Origin of the sequence: uncultured Desulfobulbus sp. (genome assembly GCF_963662935.2) — a bacterium.
Taxonomy (GTDB): Bacteria; Desulfobacterota; Desulfobulbia; order Desulfobulbales; family Desulfobulbaceae; genus Desulfobulbus.
In genome coordinates, this window is the sequence record NZ_CAXXTL010000002.1 from 3,113,292 (window position 1) to 3,137,214 (window position 23,923).

Sequence of the window (23,923 nt, forward strand, 5' to 3'; positions counted from 1 at the left end):
GAAGGCGCTTTTAATCGCCAGCCGATCATTATTGAAAGGCAAAAGCGTGGCCTATGGCAAGTCTCGAGAGAGCAAACGAGACTACAAGCAACACTCTTCTACAGAGAGACCCGCTTGAGGCCTGAGACTGAAATATCCCGTCAATAGTTCTGCGACAGGCTCATCTGTATATTTTCTGATTCGCCCCCCCTTTGTCAAATTGTAGCCCATAAATAAAGAATGGAGAGCCATCGCTAGCCCTCCATTCCTGCCTTCCTGTTCCTTCCTGGCTTCATCCTCCCTGTACCTTCTCAACCCTACCGTCTTCAAGGGCGAAGGTTCCGAGTGGCATCCGAACCCCATTGCCATTTGACCTATGAGTTAGAGAAATACAGAGTTCATCCCTTTGCTCCTGTTCATTCCATCTCAAGTTGACCTCTGCGCCAATGTCCCAACCGTTAGCCTGAAGCAGCAGTCCTGATGACTTATGCCCTAACCTTGACGCTTCTCCTCTACCTCCACGAATCGTCCCTCTGAATTGTGCCATGTGACCTCCTTGTTATCTGTGATCTTTACTATCGGAGGTCGCTTGTAAGTGCTTATAGAGAGTCGATGACTCGACCATCACGGGTGGGGGTATCTGAGGAGGCGGGGTATTGTCGTCTTTAGCACTCAATACCCCCTGTGGTGAGGGGGGATGGTATACAGGCTCTTATTGATTGGATAAAAAAAAGCCCCCTGACCGTGAGGTCAAAGGGGCTTATAATGGGAAAACCGTGACTGAAATGGCTGAAGCCATGATGCCACAGAAGTGCTTGAAAAAAGATTTCTTGACAGTATTCAATATCAGCAATGTCCGGTTAAGATTTTGCAAGGAGGCGCCGGGCAAAAAAAGTTACATAACAAGCTGAATTTTTTTGACAAATCAACGGGGAGCCGCCGCGGCCTTTTTCATAAATATCCTTTCATTGCAATGGGTTATGAAAATGGCGCCACACCCGTTCAAGTCAGGAAAGTTAACCGCTCACAGCTACGAACGCTCCTGCTCTCCATTACATTTGGCCCTGGAACGTATTCCAAAACTCAAATCCCGGAGTAACAGACCGCTGCAAATGGAATTTGAAGACCAGCTCCATGCACTCATCTATTTTCACCTGCAGGAGCATACCTCCGGCAGGCATCTGCTCCAATCCCTGGAAGAAGATGCCTTTGCCCGTGACCATATTGCCCCGAAGAAAGGTATTGCCAGGAGTTCGTTCTTCGAAGCCATGAACGAACGTGGCTTCGAGCAATTCCTGCTGGTCTTTGAAACATTGCAACAGCAGGGCTTCGAGGCTCCGCTGCTCGTCTTCATTAATTGTGTAGTTTTCATGTGTGCGTGGCATGACGCACTATAACACATAAGTTGATAAATATGCCCAATTAACCGCACGTTACACTAGCCATTGTTGATGCAGTCATGGGCTTTGCCGTTGATATGCTGCAAACAGGAAAGAAATTGGCCTACGTTAAAAACATAATAACGGCAAGTTAGAGCAACTCGGAAACTTGAGTAACTATGAAAAAATATATTTGACACAATGCAACTCAATCTCGCCGTAAGTCATAATTTCCGTTAGGTAAACCCCCGGCTTTGCCGGGGGACAACAAAAGTTTGACGGTTCCAGCATAATAAAGAAGCCTCCTCTCAACGTGGACCGCTCAAAGTCACGAGAAAGGAGTGTCTTGGTTCAACGGGAATAGGACTTTTGAGCTGTTCATGATAAACCATTATGAACGGAGGAAAGTCCATGCGAAAGAAACGTCACAACTACAGCCCTGAAGAGAAGGTAATCATCCTCAAGCGCCACCTGGTTGGCCGGGAAACGGTATCGGATCTCTGCGATGAATACCAACTGCAGCCGAATACATTCTACGGTTGGCAAAAGCAGTTTTTCGAAAAGGGAGCTGCTGCTTTTGCCCTAGAAAACAAAGACTCCAAGAAGGTACAAGAACAACGAATCCATCAGCTTGAAGATAAATTGCGTCGGAAACATGAAGTTCTTTCCGAGTTGCTGGAGGAGCATATCCAGTTAAAAAAAGAACTTGGGGAGCTCTGAATGGTAGCTGGGTTCCTCATGATACACGTGATACCGTTGTTGATTTCAGCAAGCATTGGAGCAAGAAAGCTGAAGTGGCCCTGCAAGAGATCATCGCTTGGCTGGCCGTTTCCAGGAGCAAGTTTTATGCATGGATCAAGCGGTACGGCAAGGCCAACGAACATAATGGGCTGATCCCCCGGGATTTCTGGCTTGAACCTTGGGAACGGGCAGCGATCGTCAATTTTGCTGTCAACAATCCCCTTGAGGGGTATCGGCGGTTGACGTTTATGCTACTGGATCAGGACATCGTTGCCGTCAGCCCCAGCAGCACCTGGCGAGTTCTAGGCCAGGCAGGGTTGCTGCAGAAATGGAACCGGAAGAAAAGCCTCAAGGGCACCGGCTTTGTGCAACCGCTCAGGCCCCATGACCATTGGCATGTGGACATTTCTTATATCAACATCTGCGGCACATTTTATTATTTGTGCAGCATTCTCGATGGATGCAGTCGTTTCATTGTCCACTGGGAGATCAGGGAACAGATGACGGAAATGGATGTGGAGATCATCCTGCAACGCGCCAAGGAGCACTTTCCCGAAGCCCGGCCAAGGATCATTTCAGATAACGGGCCACAATTTATTGCCAAGGATTTCAAAGAATTCATCCGTATCTCGGGAATGACGCATGTGCGGACATCGCCGTATTATCCGCAGTCCAACGGCAAATTGGAACGGTTCCACGCAACCATCAAGGGGGAATGTATTCGTCCCGGTGTCCCGCTTTCCCTTGACGATGCCCGAAGAATGGTTGAAGGGTTTATCCATCACTACAACAACGTCAGGTTGCACAGCGCCATCGGATATATCGCGCCGATGGACAAATTGAACGGCAGAGAACAGGAAATATTCAAAGAGCGAGACAAAAAACTGGAAAAAGCCCGGGAACTGAGAAAGAAAAAACGACTTCGTGCCTACGGGCCAATCACCCCAAGGGGAGATAATACGGCTCCCCATAACCCCTTAATGCAAACAGCTTGAATGTCCATTTCCAACTGAGGCGGAACAGGAGGCTTCATGAACAACGTACAATGTTTAAGCCACACGAAATGGGATTGCAAGTTCCATGTAGTGTGGATACCGAAATGCCGTCGGAAAATGCTTTACGGTCAACTTCGCAAGAATCTTGGAGATGTGTTCCATGACCTTGCCCGGCAGAAGGAGAGCCGGGTGTTGGAAGGGCATTTGCAAACCGATCATGTGCACATGCTGATTTCGATACCGCCGAAATATGCGGTATCGCAGGTGGTTGGCTATATGAAAGGAAAAAGCGCGATCCATATAGCGCGGACCTAGCTTGGCCAACGGAAGAACTATAGCGGCATGAGTTTTTGGGCACGGGGCTATTTTGTTTCAACTGTCGGTGCCGATGAAGAGGTTGTGCGGGCTTACATCCGCGAGCAAGAACAAGAAGACCATCGCGTCGAGCAACTGCAACTATTCAGATAGTCGACCACCGAATGGTGGTCAGAGAATCTGTTGAATATACCGCTTTGAGCGGGTCACAATCTTTCAAGCCACCGGCTTTGCCGGTGGTCACTGACTTTTCTTTAAAAATAAACAGTTATATCAAGGTTGCAGTTACAAGCATGAAGTTGGCTTAGTCTTTGTGTCGCAAAAGACCCGCGTCGTGTTTATGGTTCCAACCTAGAAGCCAAGAAGATAAAATTTTGCCGCAAAAGGGAAAAATATGAAAAAGTTACAAGAATACTTCGAAAGTATCAAAGGGGTAGGTGTATTGGCTACAGCTGACAGTAAAGGGAAAGTGGATGCGGCCATTTATTCACGTCCGCATTTTCTTGAGGAAGGGACGATGGCCTTTATCATGCGCGACCGTCTGACCCATCACAACCTTCAATCAAATCCTTCCGCGACCTTCCTTTACATTGAAGATAAAGCGAGATACAGCGGAAAGAGACTTTTTTTAAAAAAAGTCCGTGAAGAAAACAACCCGGAATTAATCAAGAAAATAAAACGGCGTACATTCAGCGATGATAACGAGGCGCTTGCTTTTCTTGTCTATTTCACACTTGAGAAGGAACTTCCGCTCATTGGTGATAAATAGCTGCTCAAGTCGGGATCAGATATTGATTTGCAGGGGCCTCGAGTCCGCATCTGCAAAATTCAAGGTTTTGATTCATACTTCCTTCAGCGCCATACGTGCGGCAATAACTATCGGATCCCACACTCCGGCAAAAGGTGGGGCATAGCTCAGATCAAGGTAGAGCAGGTCTTCCACGGAAAAACCGGCATGGAGTGCGGTTGCCGCTGTGTCAATACGTTTTGCTGAACCTCGGCCGCCGACGATCTGAACCCCGAGCAAGCGGCCTGACCCCTTCTCAGCCAGCACTTTCACATGTATTCGTGAGGTTCCTGGGTAATAACGGGGCAGGGTATGTCCTTCGACCAGGCCGATTGAGCACTGCAGGCCCAGTTCCTTGATTTCCCTCTCGTTGAGGCCGGTTCTGGCGCATTCGGTATCCATAAATTTGGTTATCGCAGTGCCGACGACTCCGGGGAAGGTGGCGTATTGGCCCCCCAGGTTCAGACCAGCTACCCGGCCCTGTTTGTTGGCAACCGTCCCCAATGCCACATGGACCGGCTTGCGGCTAACCAGGTGATAGGACTGGGCGCAATCACCCGCTGCCCAGATATTGAGGGTTGCAGTCTGCTGCAGATCGTTGACCCTGATACTTCCTTTCGGCCCGAGGGGAATCCCGGCATTTGCAGCCAATTCACTGTTGGGTGTGACCCCCAGTCCAAGAATAATCAGATCCGTGGGGATGGTTCGTTTATTGGTAGTAACAGCAACGGCCAGGCCATCCTTGTGTTTAAAGCCCTGCACGGTCTCGTTCACATGGAGATCGACACCTTCTTCCCGCAGAGCCTGACCAAGGCGTTCGCCCATGTCCGGATCGAGAGTAGGCATCACCTGCGTATTGCGCTGGACCATGGTGATTTTCAGGCCACGCATATGGAGTGCTTCGGCCATCTCCAAGCCGATATACCCGCCGCCGACAATCACCGCAGTCTTCGGTTTTTGCTCCGCGAGGGCCTGTTTGAGCCGTGAACCGTTCACCAAGCTGTTGCCATCGTAAATATTTCGGCTGTCAATACCCTCCAAGTTCGGTCGAATCGGTCTTGCCCCGGTGGCAACAAGCAGTTGATCATAGTGTTGCCAATGTTCGGTGGACGAGTGTAGATTCCTGACCAGAACCTTTTGATTTGCCGGATCGATGGCAATAACCTCGTGCCTGGTTTGAACATTGATGTTTAATTTTTCTCGGAACGTTTGAGGCGTCTTGGAAATAAGTGCGTCTTCTCTGTCGACCAGACCGGCGACGTAATAGGGTATGCCTCAGGCGGAAAAGGATGTATGGACACCGCGCTCAAAAACCAGTATGTCCGTCGCAGGTTGCAGCCTGCGAACCTGGGAAGCTGCACTCATGCCTGCGGCATCGCCACCTATTATTACGAGCATTTCTTCCTCCTTTTACATACTGTTTAGGGTATTGCTGGTTGATGCGCTCAAAGAGGGTATCGCCGATATCCCCTGACTGCAAAGTGTCTCTCTGCATCAGAACAGTGAGCGCAGCGAGATGATGGTATTTTCGATTTCGACGGCACATATTCATGTTCTCTGCTGCGGCTTGATGTCGAGAATACGAAAGGGGAACTCCGCCTTCTTTACATCGTCACAAAATAATCGCAGCGTTTCATGTACAGCAGAAAAAGCCAGGTCGTCCCAGGGGATTGCATCAGGAGTGAAGAGTTTCACTTCAAGGCTTTCGGTGCCGGCATGAAAATCGGTATTAAGAAGGCGGGCCCGCAGAAAGAAATACACCTGATTAATAAAGGGCAGGTTGGCAAGGACGTAGGGCTGCAAATCCTCAACTTCTGCCCAAGCCTCCTCTTGTGTTTCACGCAGGGCGCAGGTCGAAACCGTTTCCCCATTTTCCAGCCATCCGGCCGGAAGCGTCCATTTTCCACGACGTGGTTCAATGGCCCGTTTGCACAGCAGGATTGTATTACCCATTACTGGAATGGTGCCAACAACCATTTTGGGATTATTGTAATGGATGGTATGGCAATCATCGCACACAAACCGCAGTCGGTCATCCCCCTCGGGCATTTGCATCGTCACTTTGGCACCGCACTGAGTACAGAAATTCACAATCGCGTCCTTTCTGAAAGAAAATGTCCGTTGTTTAGAGTACCAGGCTTTCACTGCCTGGTCTTGGCTCCTGACCCCAAGCCGTGGAATCTGCAGGTCAATCGCCCCGATTAACCTTCGGATATTCTCCCTGATGGATATCAGCCCTTGTTGCAAACAGTTTCTAACGTTCCATATCAAATGTTCGGGCTACCTGTGAATGCTGTGGAGGAGCCGTGTGCGTAAATGGCACAAGCACGGTTCCGAGAGGGGGCGGTGCCAACTGTGAAAACAATTCAGAACGGCAGAACAGGTAATAGCTGCGTGCGGCGAGGCGTTAATAAAGAGCTTGCAGTTAACAATTTGTTTTCATGAGAGAAACCGGTCTGCTCGACTGTAGAACACAGTTTGAAAAAGCTTGGTTCAGCCTGTCGCTGCAGGCCCAAAAAAGGGCCGACGCTCTTCCTTTGACCTTTTTTCAGGTACGGCGGGCGAGCATCAGTTCGATATCTTCCTGCAGCGCCTGGAGATCTTCCTCATGCTCAACCTCGTCCTGGAGTATCTGCAGGGCTACGTTGTAGGTCACCGGATCCAGTTCCCTGGTTTCGGCCAGCATCGAGTTGTACACGCTGATGGCGCACTGCTCGCCCTTGATGTTCTGCTCTAAAAGCCGCAGCACATAGGGGTCTTCCGGGGCATCATAGCCGCAATTCGTGAAATCGTACCACAGTTTGGGGCTGGTTGGTGGAGTACCGCCCAGTTGGATAATCCGGGTAGTCACCAGATCGGCATGTCGTAATTCATCAGCGGCATGCTGCAGCAATTCGGCAATCACCGCTTCTTTCATCGGCCCCTTGGCAACTTTCGCTCCAAGCCAGTATTGATAATAGGCCAACCATTCATCGGCAAAGGCTTTATTAAGCAGTGCCAGAACTTTTTCAGTATTAACTCCAACTATCTCTCTTCCCTTGGTTCCCATGGCTGTCTCCTTGTTTAAAGATACACGACTTGCCTGTAATAGTGATTAAAAAAAACTGTATTGCCCTTTTGCCCGGAAGGCAATTGCTTTCTAATCTTCGGAAAAAAACGACCATTGCGCGGTCATCGCGACCTTTTCATTCCAGGCGCAACAGAGGGCGAGAATGAAAATGTTTAGACAATGATGTTCTTCATCATGATGTCTTGGTCTGTTCCGCCTCAGTTGGAAATGGACATTCAAGCTGTTTGCATTAAGGGGTTATGGGGAGCCGTATTATCTCCCCTTGGGGTGATTGGCCCGTAGGCACGAAGTCGTTTTTTCTTTCTCAGTTCCCGGGCTTTTTCCAGTTTTTTGTCTCGCTCTTTGAATATTTCCTGTTCTCTGCCGTTCAATTTGTCCATCGGCGCGATATATCCGATGGCGCTGTGCAACCTGACGTTGTTGTAGTGATGGATAAACCCTTCAACCATTCTTCGGGCATCGTCAAGGGAAAGCGGGACACCGGGACGAATACATTCCCCCTTGATGGTTGCGTGGAACCGTTCCAATTTGCCGTTGGACTGCGGATAATATGGCGATGTCCGCACATGCGTCATTCCCGAGATACGGATGAATTCTTTGAAATCCTTGGCAATAAATTGTGGCCCGTTATCTGAAATGATCCTTGGCCGGGCTTCGGGAAAGTGCTCCTTGGCGCGTTGCAGGATGATCTCCACATCCATTTCCGTCATCTGTTCCCTGATCTCCCAGTGGACAATGAAACGACTGCATCCATCGAGAATGCTGCACAAATAATAAAATGTGCCGCAGATGTTGATATAAGAAATGTCCACATGCCAATGGTCATGGGGCCTGAGCGGTTGCACAAAGCCGGTGCCCTTGAGGCTTTTCTTCCGGTTCCATTTCTGCAGCAACCCTGCCTGGCCTAGAACTCGCCAGGTGCTGCTGGGGCTGACGGCAACGATGTCCTGATCCAGTAGCATAAACGTCAACCGCCGATACCCCTCAAGGGAATTGTTGACAGCAAAATTGACGATCGCTGCCCGTTCCCAAGGTTCAAGCCAGAAATCCCGGGGGATCAGCCCATTATGTTCGTTGGCCTTGCCGTACCGCTTGATCCATGCATAAAACTTGCTCCTGGAAACGGCCAGCCAAGCGATGATCTCTTGCAGGGCCACTTCAGCTTTCTTGCTCCAATGCTTGCTGAAATCAACAACGGTATCACGTGTATCATGAGGAACCCAGCTACCATTCAGAGCTCCCCAAGTTCTTTTTTTAACTGGATATGCTCCTCCAGTAACTCGGAAAGAACCTCGTGTTTCCGACGTAATTTATCTTCAAGCTGATGGATTCGTTGTTCTTGTACCTTCTTGGAGTCTTTGTTTTCTAGGGCAAAAGCAGCAGCTCCCTTTTCGAAAAACTGCTTTTGCCAACCGTAGAATGTATTCGGCTGCAGTTGGTATTCATCGCAGAGATCCGATACCGTTTCCCGGCCAACCAGGTGGCGCTTGAGGATGATTACCTTCTCTTCAGGGCTGTAGTTGTGACGTTTCTTTCGCATGGACTTTCCTCCGTTCATAATGGTTTATCATGAACAGCTCAAAAGTCCTATTCCCGTTGAACCAAGACAGGTCATCGTTTCCATGACCCTTGTGCATCATTCTATTCGTAAATACAATGAAAGATATGCAGTCGTAAACTCTCAATCATCACCCAGTCGAGCAGCATCAACGCAATCATGCCTGATACAATGAAGACCAAAATCGTACTGGTGACCGGTGCAACCGGTTATGTCGGCAGGCGGCTGACCCATCGTCTGCTTAAAACATCAGCACTGAAGGTTCGATTATTGGTGCGGAACAGCAACAAAGTTCAGCATTCGATTGCTGACCAGGTTGAGATACAAGAGGGCTCAACCTTTGATAAAGCGTCTCTTGCTGCCGCCCTGCAAGGGGTCGACACGGCATTTTACCTTATCCACTCCATGGGAAGCACCGAGGATTATCGGAACCTCGACCAAGTAAGCGCCGAGAATTTCAGAGAGGCCTGCATAGAAGCCGGTGTGCGGCGAATCGTCTATCTCGGTGGGCTCGGTGTGAAGGAGAGTGCCAGCAAGCATCTCTTGAGCCGCATTGAGACAGGTGAAATTCTTTCAGCAAAACCCGATCGTATCGAGACGATCTGGTTGCGTGCGGCCGTGATTATCGGGTCCGGGAGTTCCAGTTTTGAAATTATTCGAAATCTCTGCCAGAAACTGCCGGCGATGATTACTCCTCGCTGGGTACGAAGCCACACGCAGCCCATCGGCATCGATGATGTACTTTCCTATCTGCAGGCGTCTGTGGAACTCCTGCACCAGGGGAACCTTGTCGTCGACATAGGCAGTGAAAAGCTCAGCTTTCAGGAAATGATGCAGCAGGCCGCGGAAGTCATGGGGCTGAAAAGATACCTGTTTCCCGTTCCTGTACTCTCGCCTCGCTTATCATCCTATTGGCTGATTCTCTTCACTCCTATCCCCTATAAGCTCGCTGCCGCTCTCGTAGAGGGGCTCAAGAGTGAAACCGTTATACAAAATGATAACGCGGCGAAACTGTATCCGGAGATCCAGCCTCTTTCGTTCAAACAGGCGGTTGCGGGTGCGTTGCGGGAACTTGAGCACAATCAAGTCGTTAGTCGGTGGTGTGACAGCACCGGTCAAAAGGCGTGCGACATCAAGGATTTCGACAATCCTGCAGGGGCAATTTTAAGAGACATTCGGACGGTTCCTTTTGAAAATGGCGAGCGTCAAGAAGATGTCTTTCAATCGGCCTGTGCTGTAGGCGGTACCAATGGTTGGTTTAAGTATGATCTTCTCTGGCAACTTCGGGGGATCATCGATAAACTTGTTGGCGGCTATGGTCTCAATCGTGGCAGGCGGCTCGACCAGGAACTTCGCGTCGGTGATGCGCTTGATTTCTGGAAGGTTGTTGATATCAAACCTGGGAAAAGGCTCTTACTCTATGCCCAGATGAAATTGCCGGGTGAGGGGTGGCTGGAGTTTGACGTGCAATCCGATCAACTCGTCCAGACCGCCCATTTTCTGCCACGGGGCATCCTGGGCAGGTTGTATTGGTATCTGGTCATGCCACTGCATCATTTCGCATTGTATGATCTTGCCCGGACCATTGTCGCCAGCTCGGCCAAGTCCAAGTTAGAATGACAGGCCTTCATAGTGAACACAGTATGAGTGCAGATACGATGCTTTCCTGCGGACGGAAGAAATCCTGCCGGCCAGGTAGTTTATAAGTTTAGCAAACGACTCTATTTTTAGATTCATTGAGGAGGAGCTCCATGGAACCGTTACAAACCTTTTTGCGCCTCATCAAAAGAACACTTCTTTTTTCCCTTCTGGTCGTGCAACCAATCAATGCTGTCGCTCTAACCGTCGAAGATGTTACTTTCCAAGAGAGCATCAGCATTGATAACAAACAGGTCCCGATTCGAGGCGTAGCACTTCTGCGCTGGTTGAAAATCTTCAAGGTCTACGTGGCGGCTCTTTACCTGCCTGAAAACGGTTCTCCCCATGATGTCCTGGCTAATACCCCAAACGTCTTGAAATAAGCTATCTCGTCTCCATACCCGGACCAGATTTTGGCAAAGGGGCAAAAGCGATTCTGGAACGTAATAATACCCCGGACGAACTGGCTCGCCTGCAAAGCCGTATAGAAAAAATCAATGCGGTGTACCGTGATGTCAAGCCCGGTGATCGATATGCTTTGACCTACGTGCCGGGGCGAGGAACAGAGTTGAGCTACAATGATCGGCCGCTGATCACCATTGAGGGGGCGGATTTTGCCGCAGCATATTTTGGCATCTGGTTGGGAAAAGATCCTATTGACCTGGAAATGCGCAGCCGACTGATCAATGGAGGCTGAAAATCAGGGAAAAATTTGGGGGGATTATCATGCCGCTTCGTTATCAGTTTTCACGGTGGTTCTTGTGCGCTCTGATTGCATTGTTAACAACGAGTTGTACTTCGGTTCAACTCTCTGACTACGCAAACCAGAAACCTCATTTTGACATGCAGGAATTTTTCAACGGGCGTGTTGTTGCCTATGGCATCTCCAAGATCGCTCAGGGAAGGTTATTCGTCGCATGACGGTCGATATGCGGTGCAGTTGGCAAGGTGACACCGGCACACTTGATGAAAATTTTACCTACGCTGACGGCAAGAAAGAACGGCGTATGTGGACAATCAAAAAACAAAAGGATCGGTACATCGGTACCGCAGCTGACGTCGTCGGTGAGGCTGCCGGTGCGGCAGCAGGCAATGCCTTGAATTGCAAATATGTGCTTGCCCTGCCAGTTGGTGACAAGGTTTATAACGTGAACTTTGACGATTGGATGTGGCAGCTTGACGACAAAATCATGATGAATCGGGCCGTCTTCTCGAAGTTTGGTTTCAAATTGGGCGAAGTCCTTATTACTTTTTATAAGCAATAGAAGTATGCAACTGGAACACCGAGGAAGGAGCTGATTTTGCTGCCGACAATTTCGGAAATCCGGTGAGTAGGTGATCCGCTCGATAACATCCTGAAAAAGGCTCTGTTGAAAATGTTTGATATGTGTACCGGTCTGGTTGGTCATGAAAACAAGTTTCCTGATGAAACCCTTGGAAACGAGGCCGTTCAAAATTCTGTGTCAGTTAACTTCAAGCTGATATATTCAGCGCAACAAGGAGAACTGACATGACCCAGGAAAACCATGACTTCGATTTTTCAGCAGCCCTGAAAGCCCTCCAGGAAGGCAAGCCGCTTCTCGGCAAGGAAGGCATCCTCACCCCACTCATCAAAAATCTCACTGAAGCAGCCCTTGAAGGCGAGTGGGATTCGCATCTCAGCCAAGAAATCACCGCCAACCGCCGCAATGGTTAAAGCCAAAAGACCATCAAATCTTTGAATGGCAACTTTGAGTTACGCACTCCCCGAGACCGTGACGGGACCTTTACCCCTCAATTGGTCAAGAAGCATCAGACCAGCCTCAATGACGAGATTGAGCAAAGATTATCGCCATGTATGGCGTCGGCCTGAGCTATCGGGATATTTCAGGTCATCTTCGTGACCTCTACGGGCTTGAGGTTTCGACCGGCACCCTGAGCGCCATTACTGATAAAATAATCCATACGGTCAAAGAGTGGTAAGCCCGGCCTTTGGCATCGATTTATCCGATTGTCTGGCTCGATGCCATCCACTACAAGATTCGGGAAAATGGCAAGGTCGCTGGTAAGGCAGTGTATACAATCCTCGGCGTCAACCTCGAAGGCCGGAAAGAGGTTCTTGGTCTGTATATCTCCGAGCATGAAGGCGCCAATTTCTGGCTTCAGGTGCTGACCGATCTTTCGAATCGAGGCGTGAAATGGACGATGCCGGTCCAAAACTGGTCCCTGACAATTTCTCAGTTGGCGATGTTTTTTTGAGGGAAGGCTGGATAAGGAATTGAAACTCTGATAGGTATGCTGATTGATGAAAACGATGATTCTACAAATCCGCTCCAGCAAAAACCAACTCCTCCGACGAGCATGCTTGTAGGCCCATTCTCGGAGTTGGCTTTAGCTTCCGCTCTCTTGGATGGCAGTTCGAGAATCAAAAATCCTGACACAGAACTCTGAACACTCACTTGGAAACCGCTGTTGAAATCAATAGACCGCTTTGAGCGGGTTCCCAATCTTTCAAACCACCGGCTTTGCCGGTGGTTGCTGACTCTCTACTCTTCCGTTCCTCACAAGAAGTGTTGATTCGTTTGTCCTCTGTTTAGAGGCCCGAGGTTATTGGTTTGGGACTGGCTGCCCTTGTAACAAAAGTTCCTCTTCTTGTGGAGTTCTCTTCCTTTTATTTGGTGGTTGCTGCTGTTGCTGCTGCTGTTGTTGCTGCCGCTGGAGCTGCTGCTGTCTTTGGCTTTCTTCCTGCTGCCGTCGCTGCGCCTCTTGCGCTTGCTGCCGTTGACTTTCTTCCTGCTGTCGTCGCTGCGCCTCTTGCGCTTGCTGCCGTTGACTTTCTTCCTGCTGTCGTCGCTGCGCCTCTTGCGCTTGCTGCCGTTGACTTTCTTCCTGCTGCCGTCTCTGTACCTCCTGCGCTTGCTGCCGTTGACTTTCTTCCTGCTGCCGTCGCTGTACCTCCTGCACTTGCTGTCGCTGGCTTTCTTCCTGCTGTCGTCGCTGCACCTCTTGCGCTTGCTGTCGCTGACCATCTTCCTGCTGCCGTCGTTGCGCCTCTAGAGCTTGCTGCCGTTGACTATCTTCCTGCTGTCGTCGTTGCATCTCTTGTGTTTGTTGCCGCTGGCTTTCTTCTATCCGCCGCGTCTGGTCTTGTTGATGAGTAGCCTGTTCTGCTTCCTGGTTTCGAGGATCCCTGGGTGATCTGATACGGCGATTCTCTTCCTGGCTGGCGGTGTCCTTCGTTTGATCAAGTTCGCTTCGATCACGCGGAGCACGCCGGTTGTCCTCAATACGGGTAGGTGTTTCGATAGCTTTTTGCTCTGTCGTTTGGGTTTGGGTCTCTCGAGGTGATCTGATACGGCGATTTTCTTCTTGGCTTGCCGCGTCCTTGGTCTGATCAATTTCGCCTCGATCACGCGGAGTGCGGCGGTTGTCCTCGAGGCGGGAAGGTGTATCAATAGCTTTTTGCTCTGTCTCCTGGGTTTGGGTCTCTCGAGGTGATCTGATACGGCGATTTTCTTCTTGGCTTGCCGCGTCCTTGGTCTGATCAAGTTCGTTTCGATCACGCGGAGTGCGGCGGTTGTCATCGAGGCGGGAAGGTGTATCGATAGCTTTTTGCTCTGTCTCCTGGGTTTGGGTCTCTCGAGGTGATCTGATACGGCGATTTTCTTCTTGGCTTGCCGCGTCCTTGGTCTGATCAAGTTCGTTTCGATCACGCGGAGTGCGGCGGTTGTCATCGAGGCGGGAAGGTGTTTCGATGGCTCTTTGCTCTGTCGCTTGGGTTTGGATCTCTCGAGGTGATCTGATGCGTCGATTTTCTTCTTGGCTTGCTGCGTCCTTAGTTTGGTCAAGTTCGACTCGATCACGCGTTCCGAGTTGCTTAGGATCTTCTTTTTGGGGTGGTGTTTCGGTTCTGGTCGGCTCCATTATCTGGTTGCGTGCATCTCTGGCTGAGCGCATTCGCCGGTTGTCATCCTGGTTGGCTGTGTTCTGAATTTGGCCGGCCTCCCCTTGAACGCGCGGGCTACGGCGCTGATCGTTGTCGGAGCCAAGCTGTCGTTCTCGATTTTTGGGTTTGATTTCTTGTTTCGGCAGGGACAAGGAACTGATGGGTTTGTTGATCTTGTCGGCATCGACCAACTTGGTTGCAAGCGTGGGTGCTCGCAGAGTAGTCGTTGGCGGCGGTTGAGCCGCCACTTTGACCCGGGTCAAATCCTGTTCGATCCGTGCCCGGTTGATGCGACCTGCATCCCGGCTCATTTTTTGATTGTCATTGATCCGGTTCATGACCGTGGCGTGTGGTTTACGGGCCACCTGTGCATCACTCAAGGTAAATCGGCTTCTATCGGTATCGAAATTGTTGATGACCGTATTGTTGATCACCGTAGAGGGACTGTAGTTGTTAATGATCGCCGCCCTGCCGATATTGGGTTGCACATAGGGAGTGTAGCGATTTCCTCTGTACATATGGTCCCGAGGAATGATGACGGCTCCGTCGAGGTAGCGATAACGGGAAAGGTTGATGTTGATGACCGTGCCTCGATGAACAACCACGGTGCGGTGGCCCCAGGGCCGGTAGCCGTAGTAAATCTCGTCCGGTGCAAGCGGCACCCAGCCGATGGAAGGACCGCTGTGGATCCAGCCCACCCGGCCGGGATACCAGCCAAAGCTGATGGAGATGCCCGGTACGCGGGCAACGGCCCGGGTTACCGGAGGAACCCAATACCAGGTGCGGAATGATTCGACGTAAACCCACGAGCCATAATGGTGGGTGACATAGCCGAAAGGCTCATCCGGAATCCAGCAGTTATCGCCGTAATACACGCTCCAGCGTCCGGAGGTGTAAGGCCGCCAGCCTGGATCGACTCGGGTCGGCCGCCACATGTTGCGATAATCGCCCTCATAGTAGACACGTTCCCAACGGCCGTTTTCTTCCAAAGCATAGGCTTCGTCGCGGATGGGTTCGGGTAGATATTCTACCGATGAACCTCTGTTTTGCTGGCGCTGGGCCCAGATGTTGTCGCGCTGGCCGTTCCAGTCGTCCCAAGCCGAATCGACGGTACCGTTCCCCTCGGCAGTTGTTTTCCGGTCAGCAATAATTGAGGGAGAGCCTTCCTGCACTTCGTATCTCGAACCCGTGGCGCTATGGACAAAATCGACGTCGCCGCGGACGGCGATGACTTCCAGGGAGTCGTCGCCAACATAAAGATCAAAAATTGTGCCGCCCGGGGCGACTACATACCCGAAAGGAGTCGTTACCTTAATGACGGCGTCGTCGCTCTTGTTATACAGACGGGCAAGGCCAGAGGCGACGTCCACGGTGGTGGCATCGGGATTGAGGGCAATGAGCTGAATCTGGGTGTTCTCGCCCACCCGAAGCCAGGTTCTGTTTGGCATGATGAACTCGGCCTTGGTGTCCTCACCCGAATAGAGCGCGTCTTCCAGGCCAAAGGGCGCATCATCGACCGTAGCGACCCAATCTTTTCCTTCCTCAACGTAGCGGAGGAGTTTGCCTTCTATGTGTGCGATCCTGCCGACAAGAATGCCTTCCTCGCTGTCGGCGGCCAATGCCGAAGTGTTGGCAGCAAGTGCTCCAAAGGCAATGAGCAGGACGAGGCTGAGATATCGCAATGCAGTGTACATGGTCGTCTCCTTGATTGACGGTTGTGCTCGATTGAGCCCGGCAATAATCGGCCGGTAGTCCTGTACTGTATAGATTTGTGAACGGGATTTCAACTGCTCCTCCGCATTATCTTTTGCAAACGGAGACCGGAGCATTGAATAGCTCGTATTTATACGACAAAGGGTGTTTCCTGGTTGAAATCCGGGTTGTAATAATCGGCACTGGCAAACTCCTGGATCCAGCCGTTGGTAAAGCCGAGCCGTTCCATTTCAGCGACTACCTGCGCGTATTCTTCGGGCAGGAGTTGCCGGTTGAGGGGGGGCAGGTTGGCCACGGCAGCATTCGGTTGATACTGGGACATCAACGATAAGGTGAGGCGAGGCGAGAGGGTGCACGCCAAAAAGCGAAGCGCCTGCAAACTGTTGGCAACCGACCCAGGCAGGACCAGATGACGGACGATCAGGCCGCGCTCGGCCATGCCCTCATCGTTGAGATGGAGCATGTTGCCTTTTTGGCGGTACATTTCACCAAGTGCGGCTGCGGCAATCTTCGGGTAATCATTTGCTCCGGACAGTTTTGCTGCCAGAACCGGATCGCTGTATTTATAGTCCGGCAGGTAGACATCCACCCAATCCTCGAGGGCGCGCAGGGTTTCCACCCGGTCGTAGCCGTTACTGTTATAGACGATCACCGGGTTACACCCGCGTTGGCGTATTTCCTCAATGATGGCAAACATCTGCGGCACCATATGCGAGGGTGAAACAAAACCGAGCCGGTCGACTCCGGTTGCCAGGATGGCAATTATGGCCTCTGCTACTCGGGCAAGTGACCAATCCGCCCCCCGGATATCGTGCTCATTGCGAGAAATCTGATGGTTCTGGCAAAATTGGCAGCGCAGGTTGCAGTGGCCGAAAAAGACGTTGCAGATGCCTGTTTGGCCGCTGATTGCCGGTTCCTCGCCCCGGTGCAAGGTGATGGCGGCGATGGCATAACCGGCTCCAGTGCGGCAGAAGCCGGTGGCTCCGGCGAAGCGGTCAACGCCACATTGCCGGGGGCAGAGGCAGCAGTTGTGCAGGGCAAAAGGAAGTGTCGAGATAGGGGGCGTTGGGGGCATGAGGGTTTGTTAAGGTTTGATGCACAAAATTTTCACTCGCCATGGTAGGGGAACGGGTGGCGCTATGTCGCCCGACACTATAATCGCACTGATGCGAAAAGGGCATACGGTTTTGCTTGGGTGCGAAGTGTCCGGGGAACCGTGCTCGCCTGCTTAAAACGGTGAAGAAGGGCGGTCCAGCAAAATCGCCCTGGTTCTCCGTTCGAATCTGCAGTATATCGATTCTTGTCCGCCGGGACTGGGCCCAAAGAGCACCACGCCCATGGCTGGCAATGCAATGTGCAGCAGCATCCCGGTGCCCTGCGGAGAAACCCGATGCAACAACTCCTTCGTGACAGCCTCAAATCCTCGATTGCCAGCGGGCTGCTGATCCTCAAATATGTGGTGCCGCTTTATTTGGTGGCGGATGGACTGCAGTATTTCGATCTCTTGCGCCACCTGGGTTTTCTCTTTGCCCCGTTCACTTCGCTGCTTGATCTGCCGCCCGAGGCAGCGGTGGCTCTTGCCGGCGGCGTGCTGATCAATATATATGCCGGCATTGCCTTTGCCGCGCCCCTGGGCCTTTCACCGTATCAATGGACCATTCTCGCGGTCTTTCTCGGGGTGTGTCATTCGATGATCGTCGAGAGCGCCATCATGGCAAAATTGGGCATCTCCTACGGCTACTCCATCCTGCTGCGGGGGCTGGGCGCTTGCCTCACGGTCATTCCTGTCCTGCTGATGCCCGCTTCCTTTTTCGGTCAGACGGTCCAACACAACCAGATCACCGCGCCGCACTACGAAACCTTCCATCAGATGCTGCTCCACTCGGTGTGGAATGCTCTGGTACTTTCGGTGGAGATCATCTGCCTCATCAGCCTGATCATCGTTGTCATGGATGTGCTCAAATCAACCAGATTTCTGCGGGCCCATCTGGAAAAGGTCAGCACCTCTTTTTCCATCATTGCCGGGCAGTTGCTCGGCATCACTTACGGCGCCGGTATCCTGATCCGCGAAGCAACTAGGGGTACTCTCAGCCGTGAGGATATTTTTTTCATCGGCACCTTTCTCATGATCTGCCACTCGATAGTCGAGGATGTGCTGCTTTTTGTCCTGTTCGGGGCCAACTATTGGATTATAATAGGCGTCCGTTTGACGGCGGCACTGGTGATCAGTTGCATTCTTGTGCGCGTTTTTCGGGTGGTTTCCCTGGACTCGGTAGTCCGGCCATGAAACTGACTGGTAGGTAAAAGAGATAAAATTGATTTGTGAGTGAAATGCTTGATTTGATTACCCTATCCATAGGGTCCATTCCGTATCTTTATACGGAATAGCAGCATTTTTTTTACAAGTTAATAACAGGAAAACCATTTTGGCCTTCTTTAAAAATAATGGCTAAGACCATATTCGATGGTTTCTGGGGTATTGGGTGAGGATAAAAACACAAAAGCTATATCTTCTTGATAAGATAGAAGATGCTATATAAATTGACCAGCTACTCGACACTCTGTGTAACCATACTCTATTAATGGTGCAGCACTTAGCATCTCAGTTTCTTAACTTTTTCAGCCCCTCAACCCTGTCTGCCCGATAACCGGGAATTCCTCGCCGATCAAGGAGACTTTACCTTGTCTGTCCTCGCCTCTCTCCGCCTCAACGGAACCCTGCCCAAGATCTATTTTTGCACCGTCATCACCTTCTGTTCCCTGTATGCGGCCCAGCCGATTCAACCGGTGTTTCAGCATGAATTCGCCCTGACTTCCTTTCAGGCCATTCTCTTCACCACCTTGATGATGCTGCCGCTCGGTTTTGCCCCGATGTTTTACGGTGTCCTTCTGGAGTCACTCTCCGCCCGAATGATCGTGCGCACCGCCATCCTCCTGCTTGGGGTGCTGGAACTGGTGTTCAGCCTGACCAACAACTATCTGCTGCTGCTTTTCCTTCGCGGCCTGCAGGGCATGGCCATTCCGGCCATCCTGACCTCACTGGTCAGCTATATCTCGTTTACCGCGCCCCGGGAAGACGTGCAATCCGCCATTGCCCGCTATATTGCCGCCACCATCCTCGGTGGCTTTTTAGGCCGTTTTTTTTCCGGCCTGTTCACCGATCTCTTCGGCTGGCGGTTTTTCTTTTTTGTTCTCGGCCTGTTGCTGATCTGGGGATTTTTTCTCCTCCGCACCCTGGAAAAGGACGCCAATCTCGAGTACACACGGCCCAAATTGGCCGAGGTGGCAGAGCTGGTGCGGCAACCGCAGTTTTTCTGGTTGTATTGCACTATTTTTTCGGTTTTTTTCGTCTTTGCCGGCCTGCTTAATTTTCTGCCCTTTGAACTCAAGGCGATCAATCCCTCCTTTCGCGAAACCGGCATCGGTTTCATGTATTTTGGCTATGTCATGGGCATTTTGGTGTCGCTTAACGTCCGGCGGTTGATCAGCCTGTTCGGTTCGGAAACCAGGGTCGCCATGGCCGGCCTTTTTCTGTATTTCATCGGCATCTGCGGCTTCATGATTCCGGATCATCGGGCCATGTTCCTCTCCATGTTCGTTTTCTGCACCGGCATGTTTATGGCGCATTCCCTACTCTCGGGTTTTATCAACACCCTGGCCAAGAGCAAGAAGGGCATTGCCAATGGTGTCTACATCTCCTTTTATTACCTCGGTGGCACCATCGGTTCATTTGCCCCGGGCGTGCTGTACGAGCATTTTGGCTGGAGGATTTTTCTGTACAGCCTGATCCTGGTGGTCTGCGGGGCGCTCTATTGTCTGCGGCGGCTGCAGCAGGCAGCAGCTGCGGCACATGCTGCGGAAAACGGCGAGGAGGATCGATTAGAGTGAAGACAATCAAAAGACATTCTTTGGAAGATTTCGGATGTTCGGGCTGAAGATCCGATTCCGCTGAATCACAAAGGCCGTTTGACCCATTGGGGATCAAACGGCCTTTTTTATTGCCACCAGCTTATTGCCCGGGTGAACGGGCGGGGGATGCCCGTCTTACTTGGTTTTCAGTTTGACCCAGTACTGCTCGTAGAGTTTGAGGGTTTTCTCATCCAAACTGTCGAGGAATTCCCCCTTGGCGGCATCTTGAACCGGCGGGTTGACGATGCTATTCTCTTTCATCGCAGCCGGGAGGAACTCGAAGACCTTGGCGTTGGGCGAGGAATAGCCCATGGACACGCTGATGAGGGCCGAAACTTTTGGCTGGAGTACATACTCAATAAACCGGTAGGCCGCCTCGACATGCTCCGCTCCTCTGGGAATGCAAAAGCTGTCGAGCCAGAGACTGAATCCTTCCGGCGGGTAGATATAGCGGATCGCCTTGTTCTCGTTGTTGGCAATATAGGCCTCGCCGTTATAGACCAGACCGGCGGCGACTTCACCGGAAAGCAGCGCCTGTTTGGGTGAATCGGAATCAAAGACCCGAACAGAGGGCATCAGGGGACGCAGCTTCTCATAGGCCTGGCGCAGATGTTCCGGATCCTTTTCATTGATCGAATAGCCGAGCACTTTCAGGCCGATGCCCATGACTTCGCGGGCATCGTTGGGCAGAATCAGTTTGCCCTTGAGTTCCGGTTTCCACAGGTCAGCCATTTTTTGCACTGTCTGTTGAGGCATGATGCCGGTGTTGAGTACCAGGGCGGTCGAGCCCCACATGTACGGCACCGAATAGCTGTTGCCCGGATCGAAACTCTGGTTGGTGAACTGCGGGGCGATCAATTGGAAGTTGCCTATTTTCTTGGTGTCGATCTGGGCGAGCAGTCCCTCGCGCCGCATCAGACCGACATGATCGGAGGAGGGCACTATCAGGTCGTAGCCCTTGCCCACCAGCTTGACCTTGGCGTACATGGCCTCGTTGCTGTCGTAGGTGGAAATGTTGACCTTGATGCCGGTTTCCTTGGTGAACTCAGCGAGGACCTCTTCCGGGATGTATTCCGACCAGATATAGAGGTTGAGTACTTTGTCCGCGCCGTAGCCAGGCGGCACGGCAGCACAGAGCACCAGGAGCGCCAGGCAGGCGCCATGCAGGATCGTTTTCATTGTTTCTCCTTGAGCAGTTTTCGGGAAAGAACGAGGGCGGCTATGGTTATGGCCATCATCACCATACAAAGCGCATTGACGTCGGGTTTGATGCCGAGGCGAACCATGGAATAGATGCGCAGCGGCAGAACCTCGTAGTCAGGGCCGGTGGTGAAGAAACTGATAATCACGTCGTCAAGCGACAGGGTGAAGCTGAGCAACCAGCCGCCGATCACGGCGGGGGTGGCCAGGGGCAGGACAATGTAACGGAATATCTGATATTCGCCGGCGCCCAGGTCCTTGGCCGCATCAACAATGTCGGTGGGGAAACCGTGAAAGCGGGAATACACCGTGGTGGCGACAAACGGCACGCAGAGCACGGTGTGGGCCAGCAGCAGGGTGGAAAAGCCCAGCGGCAGATACACAGCGAGATAGAGCAGCAGGAGCGAAATGGCAATGACAATGTCCGGCGACATCATCATCACAAAAAGGGTGCCGAAGAGCAGGCGGCGGCCGGGAAAGCGGTACTGGTGGAGGATAAAGGCGGCAACGGTACCCAGCAGGGTGGCCAGGGTGGCGGCACCGGCGGCGATAACCAGCGAGTTGAGCGCCGCGGTCATCAAGCCGGGGTTCTGCCAGAGCTTGACGTACCAGTCGAGGGTAAAGCCCTTCCAGGCAAGCGAGTATTTGGAGCTGTTGAAGGAGAAAACGGCAACAATCACCAGCGGCAGATAGAGAAAGCCGTAGACGCCGGTGGCGAACAATCGTTGTAGCCAGCGGATCACGGCAGCATCTCCTTGCCCGAACGGCGGTTGGCCAAAGAGTAGAGGATCAGCAGCAGACCCATGGCAAGGGTCATGGTGACGCTGGCTGCCGCGCCCATGGGGATGTCGCGGAAGACCAGGAACTGGTCGCGGATGTAGTTGCCCAGCAGCATCGAACGGGCGCCGCCGAGGATATCGGAGACGTAAAACATGCCAAGCGCCGGCAGAAAAACCAGCATGGTCCCGGCAATGATACCGGGCACGGTCAGAGGCACGGTGATCCGGCAAAAATTCTGCAGACGGCCCGCACCCAGATCTCTTCCCGCCTCCAGCAGTCGCGGGTCCACTGCTTTGAGGGCCGCGTACAGAGGCAGGATCATAAACGGCAACAGGGTGTAGACCAGACCGATGAAGACCGCCAGCGGCGTGTACATCATCTGCAGCGGTTGGTCGATCAGGCCGCTCCCCAGCAGCAGGCTGTTGATGATGCCGTCGGCCTTGAGTAGCATCACCAGGGCATAAGTGCGGATCAGGGAGTTGGTCCAAAAGGGGATCATCACCAGCAAGAGCAGCAGCGGCTGCACCCTAGCTCCGGCCTGCGCCAGGATGTACGAAAAGGGATAGCCCACGGCCAGGCAGAGCAGGGCGGCAATGGCGGCTAGTCCGATCGAATCGACAGCCATACCGAACACGGCCGGCGATAGCAGGTGGAGATAGTTGGTCAGCGTCAGCCCCGGCTTGACCAGGGTTTCTGTGCCCCGCTCCAGCAAACTGGCCCCGAGCAGGATCAGGTAGGGGATCAGCGCCAACACCGCTATCCAGGCACAGGTGACGCCGATCAGCAGCCTGCGGAAGAGCGAACTCTTATTCATGCGGCAGCACAACCTCCCAGCCCTCATGCCAGCCAAGGGCCACCGCATCGCCCGGTTTGAAGTAGAGATTTTCGCTGTCGTCGTCGAAGAATTCGGTGACCTGAACACGGGTTCCGCTTTCCAGGTTGACCTCCACGTCGTAGGTGGCGCCGTGGTAGAAGACCCGCCGCACCGTGCCCTTGAGCCGGGCCTGCTGAAATTTGGCCGAGAGATCCAGCGATTCGGCCATGTCCTGCTCCAGTTCCAGGCGGAAGTCCTCGGGCCGGAGCAGAATATGGATCGGTTGGGCCAGGCTGAGCTGCCGGTTGCTCCTGAGGCTGACCGTCGCCCCTTCGACCAGTGCCATGAAGGTCGCGGGTCCAGTCTGTTCCCGGATAATGCCATTGAGCACATTGATATCGCCGACAAATCGGGCGACATAGAGGTTGAGCGGCTCCTCGTAGATCTCCATGGGCGTACCGATCTGTTCGATCCGCCCCTCCTGCATGACCACCACCCGGTCCGACAGAGCAAAGGCCTCGTCCTGATCGTGGGTGACGAGAACAAAGGTGATGCCCAGGGTACGCTGCAGCTGTTTCAACTCTTTTTGCATCAGCTTGCGCAGGCGGTGATCCAGGGCGGACATCGGTTCGTCGAGAAGAAGAACACGAGGTTTGTTGACGATGGCGCGAGCAATGGCGACCCGTTGCTGCTGGCCGCCGGAGAGTTCGGTCGGTCGCCGTCGCTCCATCCCGGTGAGTTGGACCAGTTCCAGTGCCTGCTCCACGGAGACTGCTACTTCGGCTGCCGGTTTTTTCGCCATGCGCAGGCCAAAGGCCACATTGTCGAAGACCGTCATGTGGGGGAAAAGGGCGTAATTCTGGAAGACGGTGTTCACTGTCCGCCGTTCCGGCGGCACCCGGTCCACGTCCTGACCGTCGATCAGCAGCGACCCGCTGGTGCAGTGTTCAAAGCCGCCGATCAGGCGGAGCAGGGTGGTTTTGCCGCAACCTGAAGGGCCGAGCAGGGTGAGAAATTCGCCGTCAGCAACAGAGAGGGAAATGTCGGTCAGGGCCCGATGATGGCCATATTCCTTGGAGACCTGATTCAGTTCAACGACCGTCTTGTTCAATCCGCATGT

Annotated in this window: 21 protein-coding genes and 3 pseudogenes; 13 read left to right on the plus strand and 11 right to left on the minus strand. The window is 52.4% G+C overall.

What is annotated here, in order from left to right; all coding sequences use genetic code 11:
• The first annotated feature begins 790 nt into the window (after positions 1 to 790).
• The 6 genes and pseudogenes from ACHZCX_RS18060 to ACHZCX_RS18085 all read left to right on the plus strand — a co-directional run bounded on the left by ACHZCX_RS18060 (position 791) and on the right by ACHZCX_RS18085 (position 4,178).
• Positions 791 to 1,078, plus strand: a complete 288-nt coding sequence (locus tag ACHZCX_RS18060; RefSeq protein ID WP_319588752.1) for a hypothetical protein — start codon at positions 791 to 793, stop codon at positions 1,076 to 1,078.
• Between the two features lie 13 nt (positions 1,079 to 1,091).
• Positions 1,092 to 1,376, plus strand: coding sequence for a hypothetical protein (locus ACHZCX_RS18065; protein ID WP_394708807.1), 285 nt, complete (start codon positions 1,092 to 1,094; stop codon positions 1,374 to 1,376).
• 375 nt (positions 1,377 to 1,751) lie between these two features.
• Complete coding sequence (locus ACHZCX_RS18070) at positions 1,752 to 2,078, plus strand: transposase (protein WP_319585208.1); 327 nt, start codon at positions 1,752 to 1,754, stop codon at positions 2,076 to 2,078.
• 74 nt (positions 2,079 to 2,152) lie between these two features.
• On the plus strand, positions 2,153 to 3,094 hold the full coding sequence (locus ACHZCX_RS18075; RefSeq protein WP_319585350.1) for an IS3 family transposase: 942 nt from the start codon (positions 2,153 to 2,155) through the stop codon (positions 3,092 to 3,094).
• Positions 3,095 to 3,130: 36 nt separating this feature from the next.
• Positions 3,131 to 3,562 (plus strand): annotated as a pseudogene (tnpA, locus tag ACHZCX_RS18080) (IS200/IS605 family transposase).
• Positions 3,563 to 3,803: 241 nt separating this feature from the next.
• Entirely contained in the window at positions 3,804 to 4,178 is a 375-nt protein-coding gene (locus ACHZCX_RS18085) for a pyridoxamine 5'-phosphate oxidase family protein (protein ID WP_319588591.1), read from the plus strand.
• Between the two features lie 72 nt (positions 4,179 to 4,250).
• Here ACHZCX_RS18085 and ACHZCX_RS18090 read toward each other — a convergent pair whose 3' ends face one another.
• The 5 genes from ACHZCX_RS18090 to ACHZCX_RS18110 all read right to left on the minus strand — a co-directional run bounded on the left by ACHZCX_RS18090 (position 4,251) and on the right by ACHZCX_RS18110 (position 8,824).
• Positions 4,251 to 5,594 carry an FAD-dependent oxidoreductase gene (locus tag ACHZCX_RS18090; protein WP_394708808.1) on the minus strand — a complete coding sequence of 448 codons (1,344 nt, stop codon included), beginning with the start codon at positions 5,592 to 5,594 and terminating at the stop codon, positions 4,251 to 4,253.
• Positions 5,595 to 5,744: 150 nt separating this feature from the next.
• Positions 5,745 to 6,287 carry an NUDIX hydrolase gene (locus tag ACHZCX_RS18095; protein ID WP_394708849.1) on the minus strand — a complete coding sequence of 181 codons (543 nt, stop codon included), beginning with the start codon at positions 6,285 to 6,287 and terminating at the stop codon, positions 5,745 to 5,747.
• 457 nt (positions 6,288 to 6,744) lie between these two features.
• On the minus strand, positions 6,745 to 7,245 hold the full coding sequence (locus ACHZCX_RS18100) for a ferritin-like domain-containing protein (RefSeq protein ID WP_319588594.1): 501 nt from the start codon (positions 7,243 to 7,245) through the stop codon (positions 6,745 to 6,747).
• A gap of 236 nt (positions 7,246 to 7,481) precedes the next feature.
• On the minus strand, positions 7,482 to 8,423 hold the full coding sequence (locus tag ACHZCX_RS18105) for an IS3 family transposase (protein ID WP_319585209.1): 942 nt from the start codon (positions 8,421 to 8,423) through the stop codon (positions 7,482 to 7,484).
• Positions 8,424 to 8,497: 74 nt separating this feature from the next.
• Entirely contained in the window at positions 8,498 to 8,824 is a 327-nt protein-coding gene (locus ACHZCX_RS18110; protein WP_319585208.1) for a transposase, read from the minus strand.
• Positions 8,825 to 8,983: 159 nt separating this feature from the next.
• Between ACHZCX_RS18110 and ACHZCX_RS18115 the strand changes: the two genes are divergently transcribed.
• The 5 genes and pseudogenes from ACHZCX_RS18115 to ACHZCX_RS18135 all read left to right on the plus strand — a co-directional run.
• On the plus strand, positions 8,984 to 10,444 hold the full coding sequence (locus ACHZCX_RS18115) for an SDR family oxidoreductase (protein ID WP_319588595.1): 1,461 nt from the start codon (positions 8,984 to 8,986) through the stop codon (positions 10,442 to 10,444).
• Between the two features lie 131 nt (positions 10,445 to 10,575).
• Positions 10,576 to 10,845, plus strand: a complete 270-nt coding sequence (locus ACHZCX_RS18120) for a chalcone isomerase family protein (RefSeq protein WP_319588596.1) — start codon at positions 10,576 to 10,578, stop codon at positions 10,843 to 10,845.
• 14 nt (positions 10,846 to 10,859) lie between these two features.
• Positions 10,860 to 11,159 (plus strand): chalcone isomerase family protein, encoded by a 300-nt coding sequence (locus ACHZCX_RS18125; RefSeq protein ID WP_319588748.1) that lies wholly within the window; start codon positions 10,860 to 10,862, stop codon positions 11,157 to 11,159.
• 29 nt (positions 11,160 to 11,188) lie between these two features.
• Positions 11,189 to 11,727 (plus strand): annotated as a pseudogene (locus ACHZCX_RS18130) (DUF3833 domain-containing protein).
• A gap of 245 nt (positions 11,728 to 11,972) precedes the next feature.
• Positions 11,973 to 12,640 (plus strand): annotated as a pseudogene (locus tag ACHZCX_RS18135) (transposase); the annotation flags it as partial.
• 408 nt (positions 12,641 to 13,048) lie between these two features.
• On the opposite strand, the gene ACHZCX_RS18140 reads toward ACHZCX_RS18135, so the two are convergent.
• Together ACHZCX_RS18140 and ACHZCX_RS18145 are read right to left on the minus strand one after the other, a co-directional pair.
• Positions 13,049 to 16,174 (minus strand): DUF6600 domain-containing protein, encoded by a 3,126-nt coding sequence (locus tag ACHZCX_RS18140; RefSeq protein ID WP_319588598.1) that lies wholly within the window; start codon positions 16,172 to 16,174, stop codon positions 13,049 to 13,051.
• Positions 16,175 to 16,230: 56 nt separating this feature from the next.
• Positions 16,231 to 17,175 carry a 4Fe-4S cluster-binding domain-containing protein gene (locus ACHZCX_RS18145; RefSeq protein ID WP_319588599.1) on the minus strand — a complete coding sequence of 315 codons (945 nt, stop codon included), beginning with the start codon at positions 17,173 to 17,175 and terminating at the stop codon, positions 16,231 to 16,233.
• 315 nt (positions 17,176 to 17,490) lie between these two features.
• On the opposite strand from ACHZCX_RS18145, the gene ACHZCX_RS18150 reads away from it, so the two are divergent.
• Entirely contained in the window at positions 17,491 to 18,387 is an 897-nt protein-coding gene (locus ACHZCX_RS18150; RefSeq protein WP_319588600.1) for a nucleoside recognition protein, read from the plus strand.
• A 395-nt stretch (positions 18,388 to 18,782) separates the two neighbouring features.
• Positions 18,783 to 19,988: an MFS transporter gene (locus tag ACHZCX_RS18155; RefSeq protein WP_319588601.1), complete on the plus strand. Its 1,206-nt coding sequence runs from the start codon at positions 18,783 to 18,785 to the stop codon at positions 19,986 to 19,988.
• 156 nt (positions 19,989 to 20,144) lie between these two features.
• Here the strand turns inward: ACHZCX_RS18155 and ACHZCX_RS18160 are convergent, their stop codons facing one another.
• Genes ACHZCX_RS18160 through potA form a run of 4 tightly spaced genes read right to left on the minus strand, consistent with a single transcriptional unit; the run spans position 20,145 to position 23,914 of the window.
• Complete coding sequence (locus ACHZCX_RS18160; protein WP_319588602.1) at positions 20,145 to 21,188, minus strand: extracellular solute-binding protein; 1,044 nt, start codon at positions 21,186 to 21,188, stop codon at positions 20,145 to 20,147.
• A complete protein-coding gene (gene potC / locus ACHZCX_RS18165; protein ID WP_319588603.1) occupies positions 21,185 to 21,952 on the minus strand; it encodes a spermidine/putrescine ABC transporter permease PotC in 768 nt (255 codons plus the stop codon). Before potC ends, ACHZCX_RS18160 begins: the two co-directional genes overlap by 4 nt.
• A complete protein-coding gene (locus ACHZCX_RS18170) occupies positions 21,949 to 22,803 on the minus strand; it encodes an ABC transporter permease subunit (protein WP_319588604.1) in 855 nt (284 codons plus the stop codon). The genes potC and ACHZCX_RS18170 overlap by 4 nt, the downstream gene beginning before the upstream one ends.
• On the minus strand, positions 22,796 to 23,914 hold the full coding sequence (gene potA, locus ACHZCX_RS18175) for a spermidine/putrescine ABC transporter ATP-binding protein PotA (RefSeq protein ID WP_319588605.1): 1,119 nt from the start codon (positions 23,912 to 23,914) through the stop codon (positions 22,796 to 22,798). The genes ACHZCX_RS18170 and potA overlap by 8 nt, the downstream gene beginning before the upstream one ends.
• Between the last annotated feature and the right edge of the window lie 9 nt (positions 23,915 to 23,923).

Excerpts from the sequence above, each read along its gene's own strand:
- ACHZCX_RS18065 (WP_394708807.1), top strand. The coding sequence starts at position 1,092 with ATGGAATTTGAAGACCAGCTCCATGCACTCATCTATTTTCACCTGCAG.
- ACHZCX_RS18070 (WP_319585208.1), top strand. The coding sequence starts at position 1,752 with ATGAACGGAGGAAAGTCCATGCGAAAGAAACGTCACAACTACAGCCCT.
- ACHZCX_RS18085 (WP_319588591.1), top strand. The coding sequence starts at position 3,804 with ATGAAAAAGTTACAAGAATACTTCGAAAGTATCAAAGGGGTAGGTGTA.
- ACHZCX_RS18100 (WP_319588594.1), bottom strand. The coding sequence starts at position 7,245 with ATGGGAACCAAGGGAAGAGAGATAGTTGGAGTTAATACTGAAAAAGTT.
- ACHZCX_RS18110 (WP_319585208.1), bottom strand. The coding sequence starts at position 8,824 with ATGAACGGAGGAAAGTCCATGCGAAAGAAACGTCACAACTACAGCCCT.
- ACHZCX_RS18115 (WP_319588595.1), top strand. The coding sequence starts at position 8,984 with ATGCCTGATACAATGAAGACCAAAATCGTACTGGTGACCGGTGCAACC.
- ACHZCX_RS18120 (WP_319588596.1), top strand. The coding sequence starts at position 10,576 with ATGGAACCGTTACAAACCTTTTTGCGCCTCATCAAAAGAACACTTCTT.
- ACHZCX_RS18145 (WP_319588599.1), bottom strand. The coding sequence starts at position 17,175 with ATGCCCCCAACGCCCCCTATCTCGACACTTCCTTTTGCCCTGCACAAC.
- ACHZCX_RS18150 (WP_319588600.1), top strand. The coding sequence starts at position 17,491 with ATGCAACAACTCCTTCGTGACAGCCTCAAATCCTCGATTGCCAGCGGG.
- ACHZCX_RS18160 (WP_319588602.1), bottom strand. The coding sequence starts at position 21,188 with ATGAAAACGATCCTGCATGGCGCCTGCCTGGCGCTCCTGGTGCTCTGT.
- ACHZCX_RS18170 (WP_319588604.1), bottom strand. The coding sequence starts at position 22,803 with ATGAATAAGAGTTCGCTCTTCCGCAGGCTGCTGATCGGCGTCACCTGT.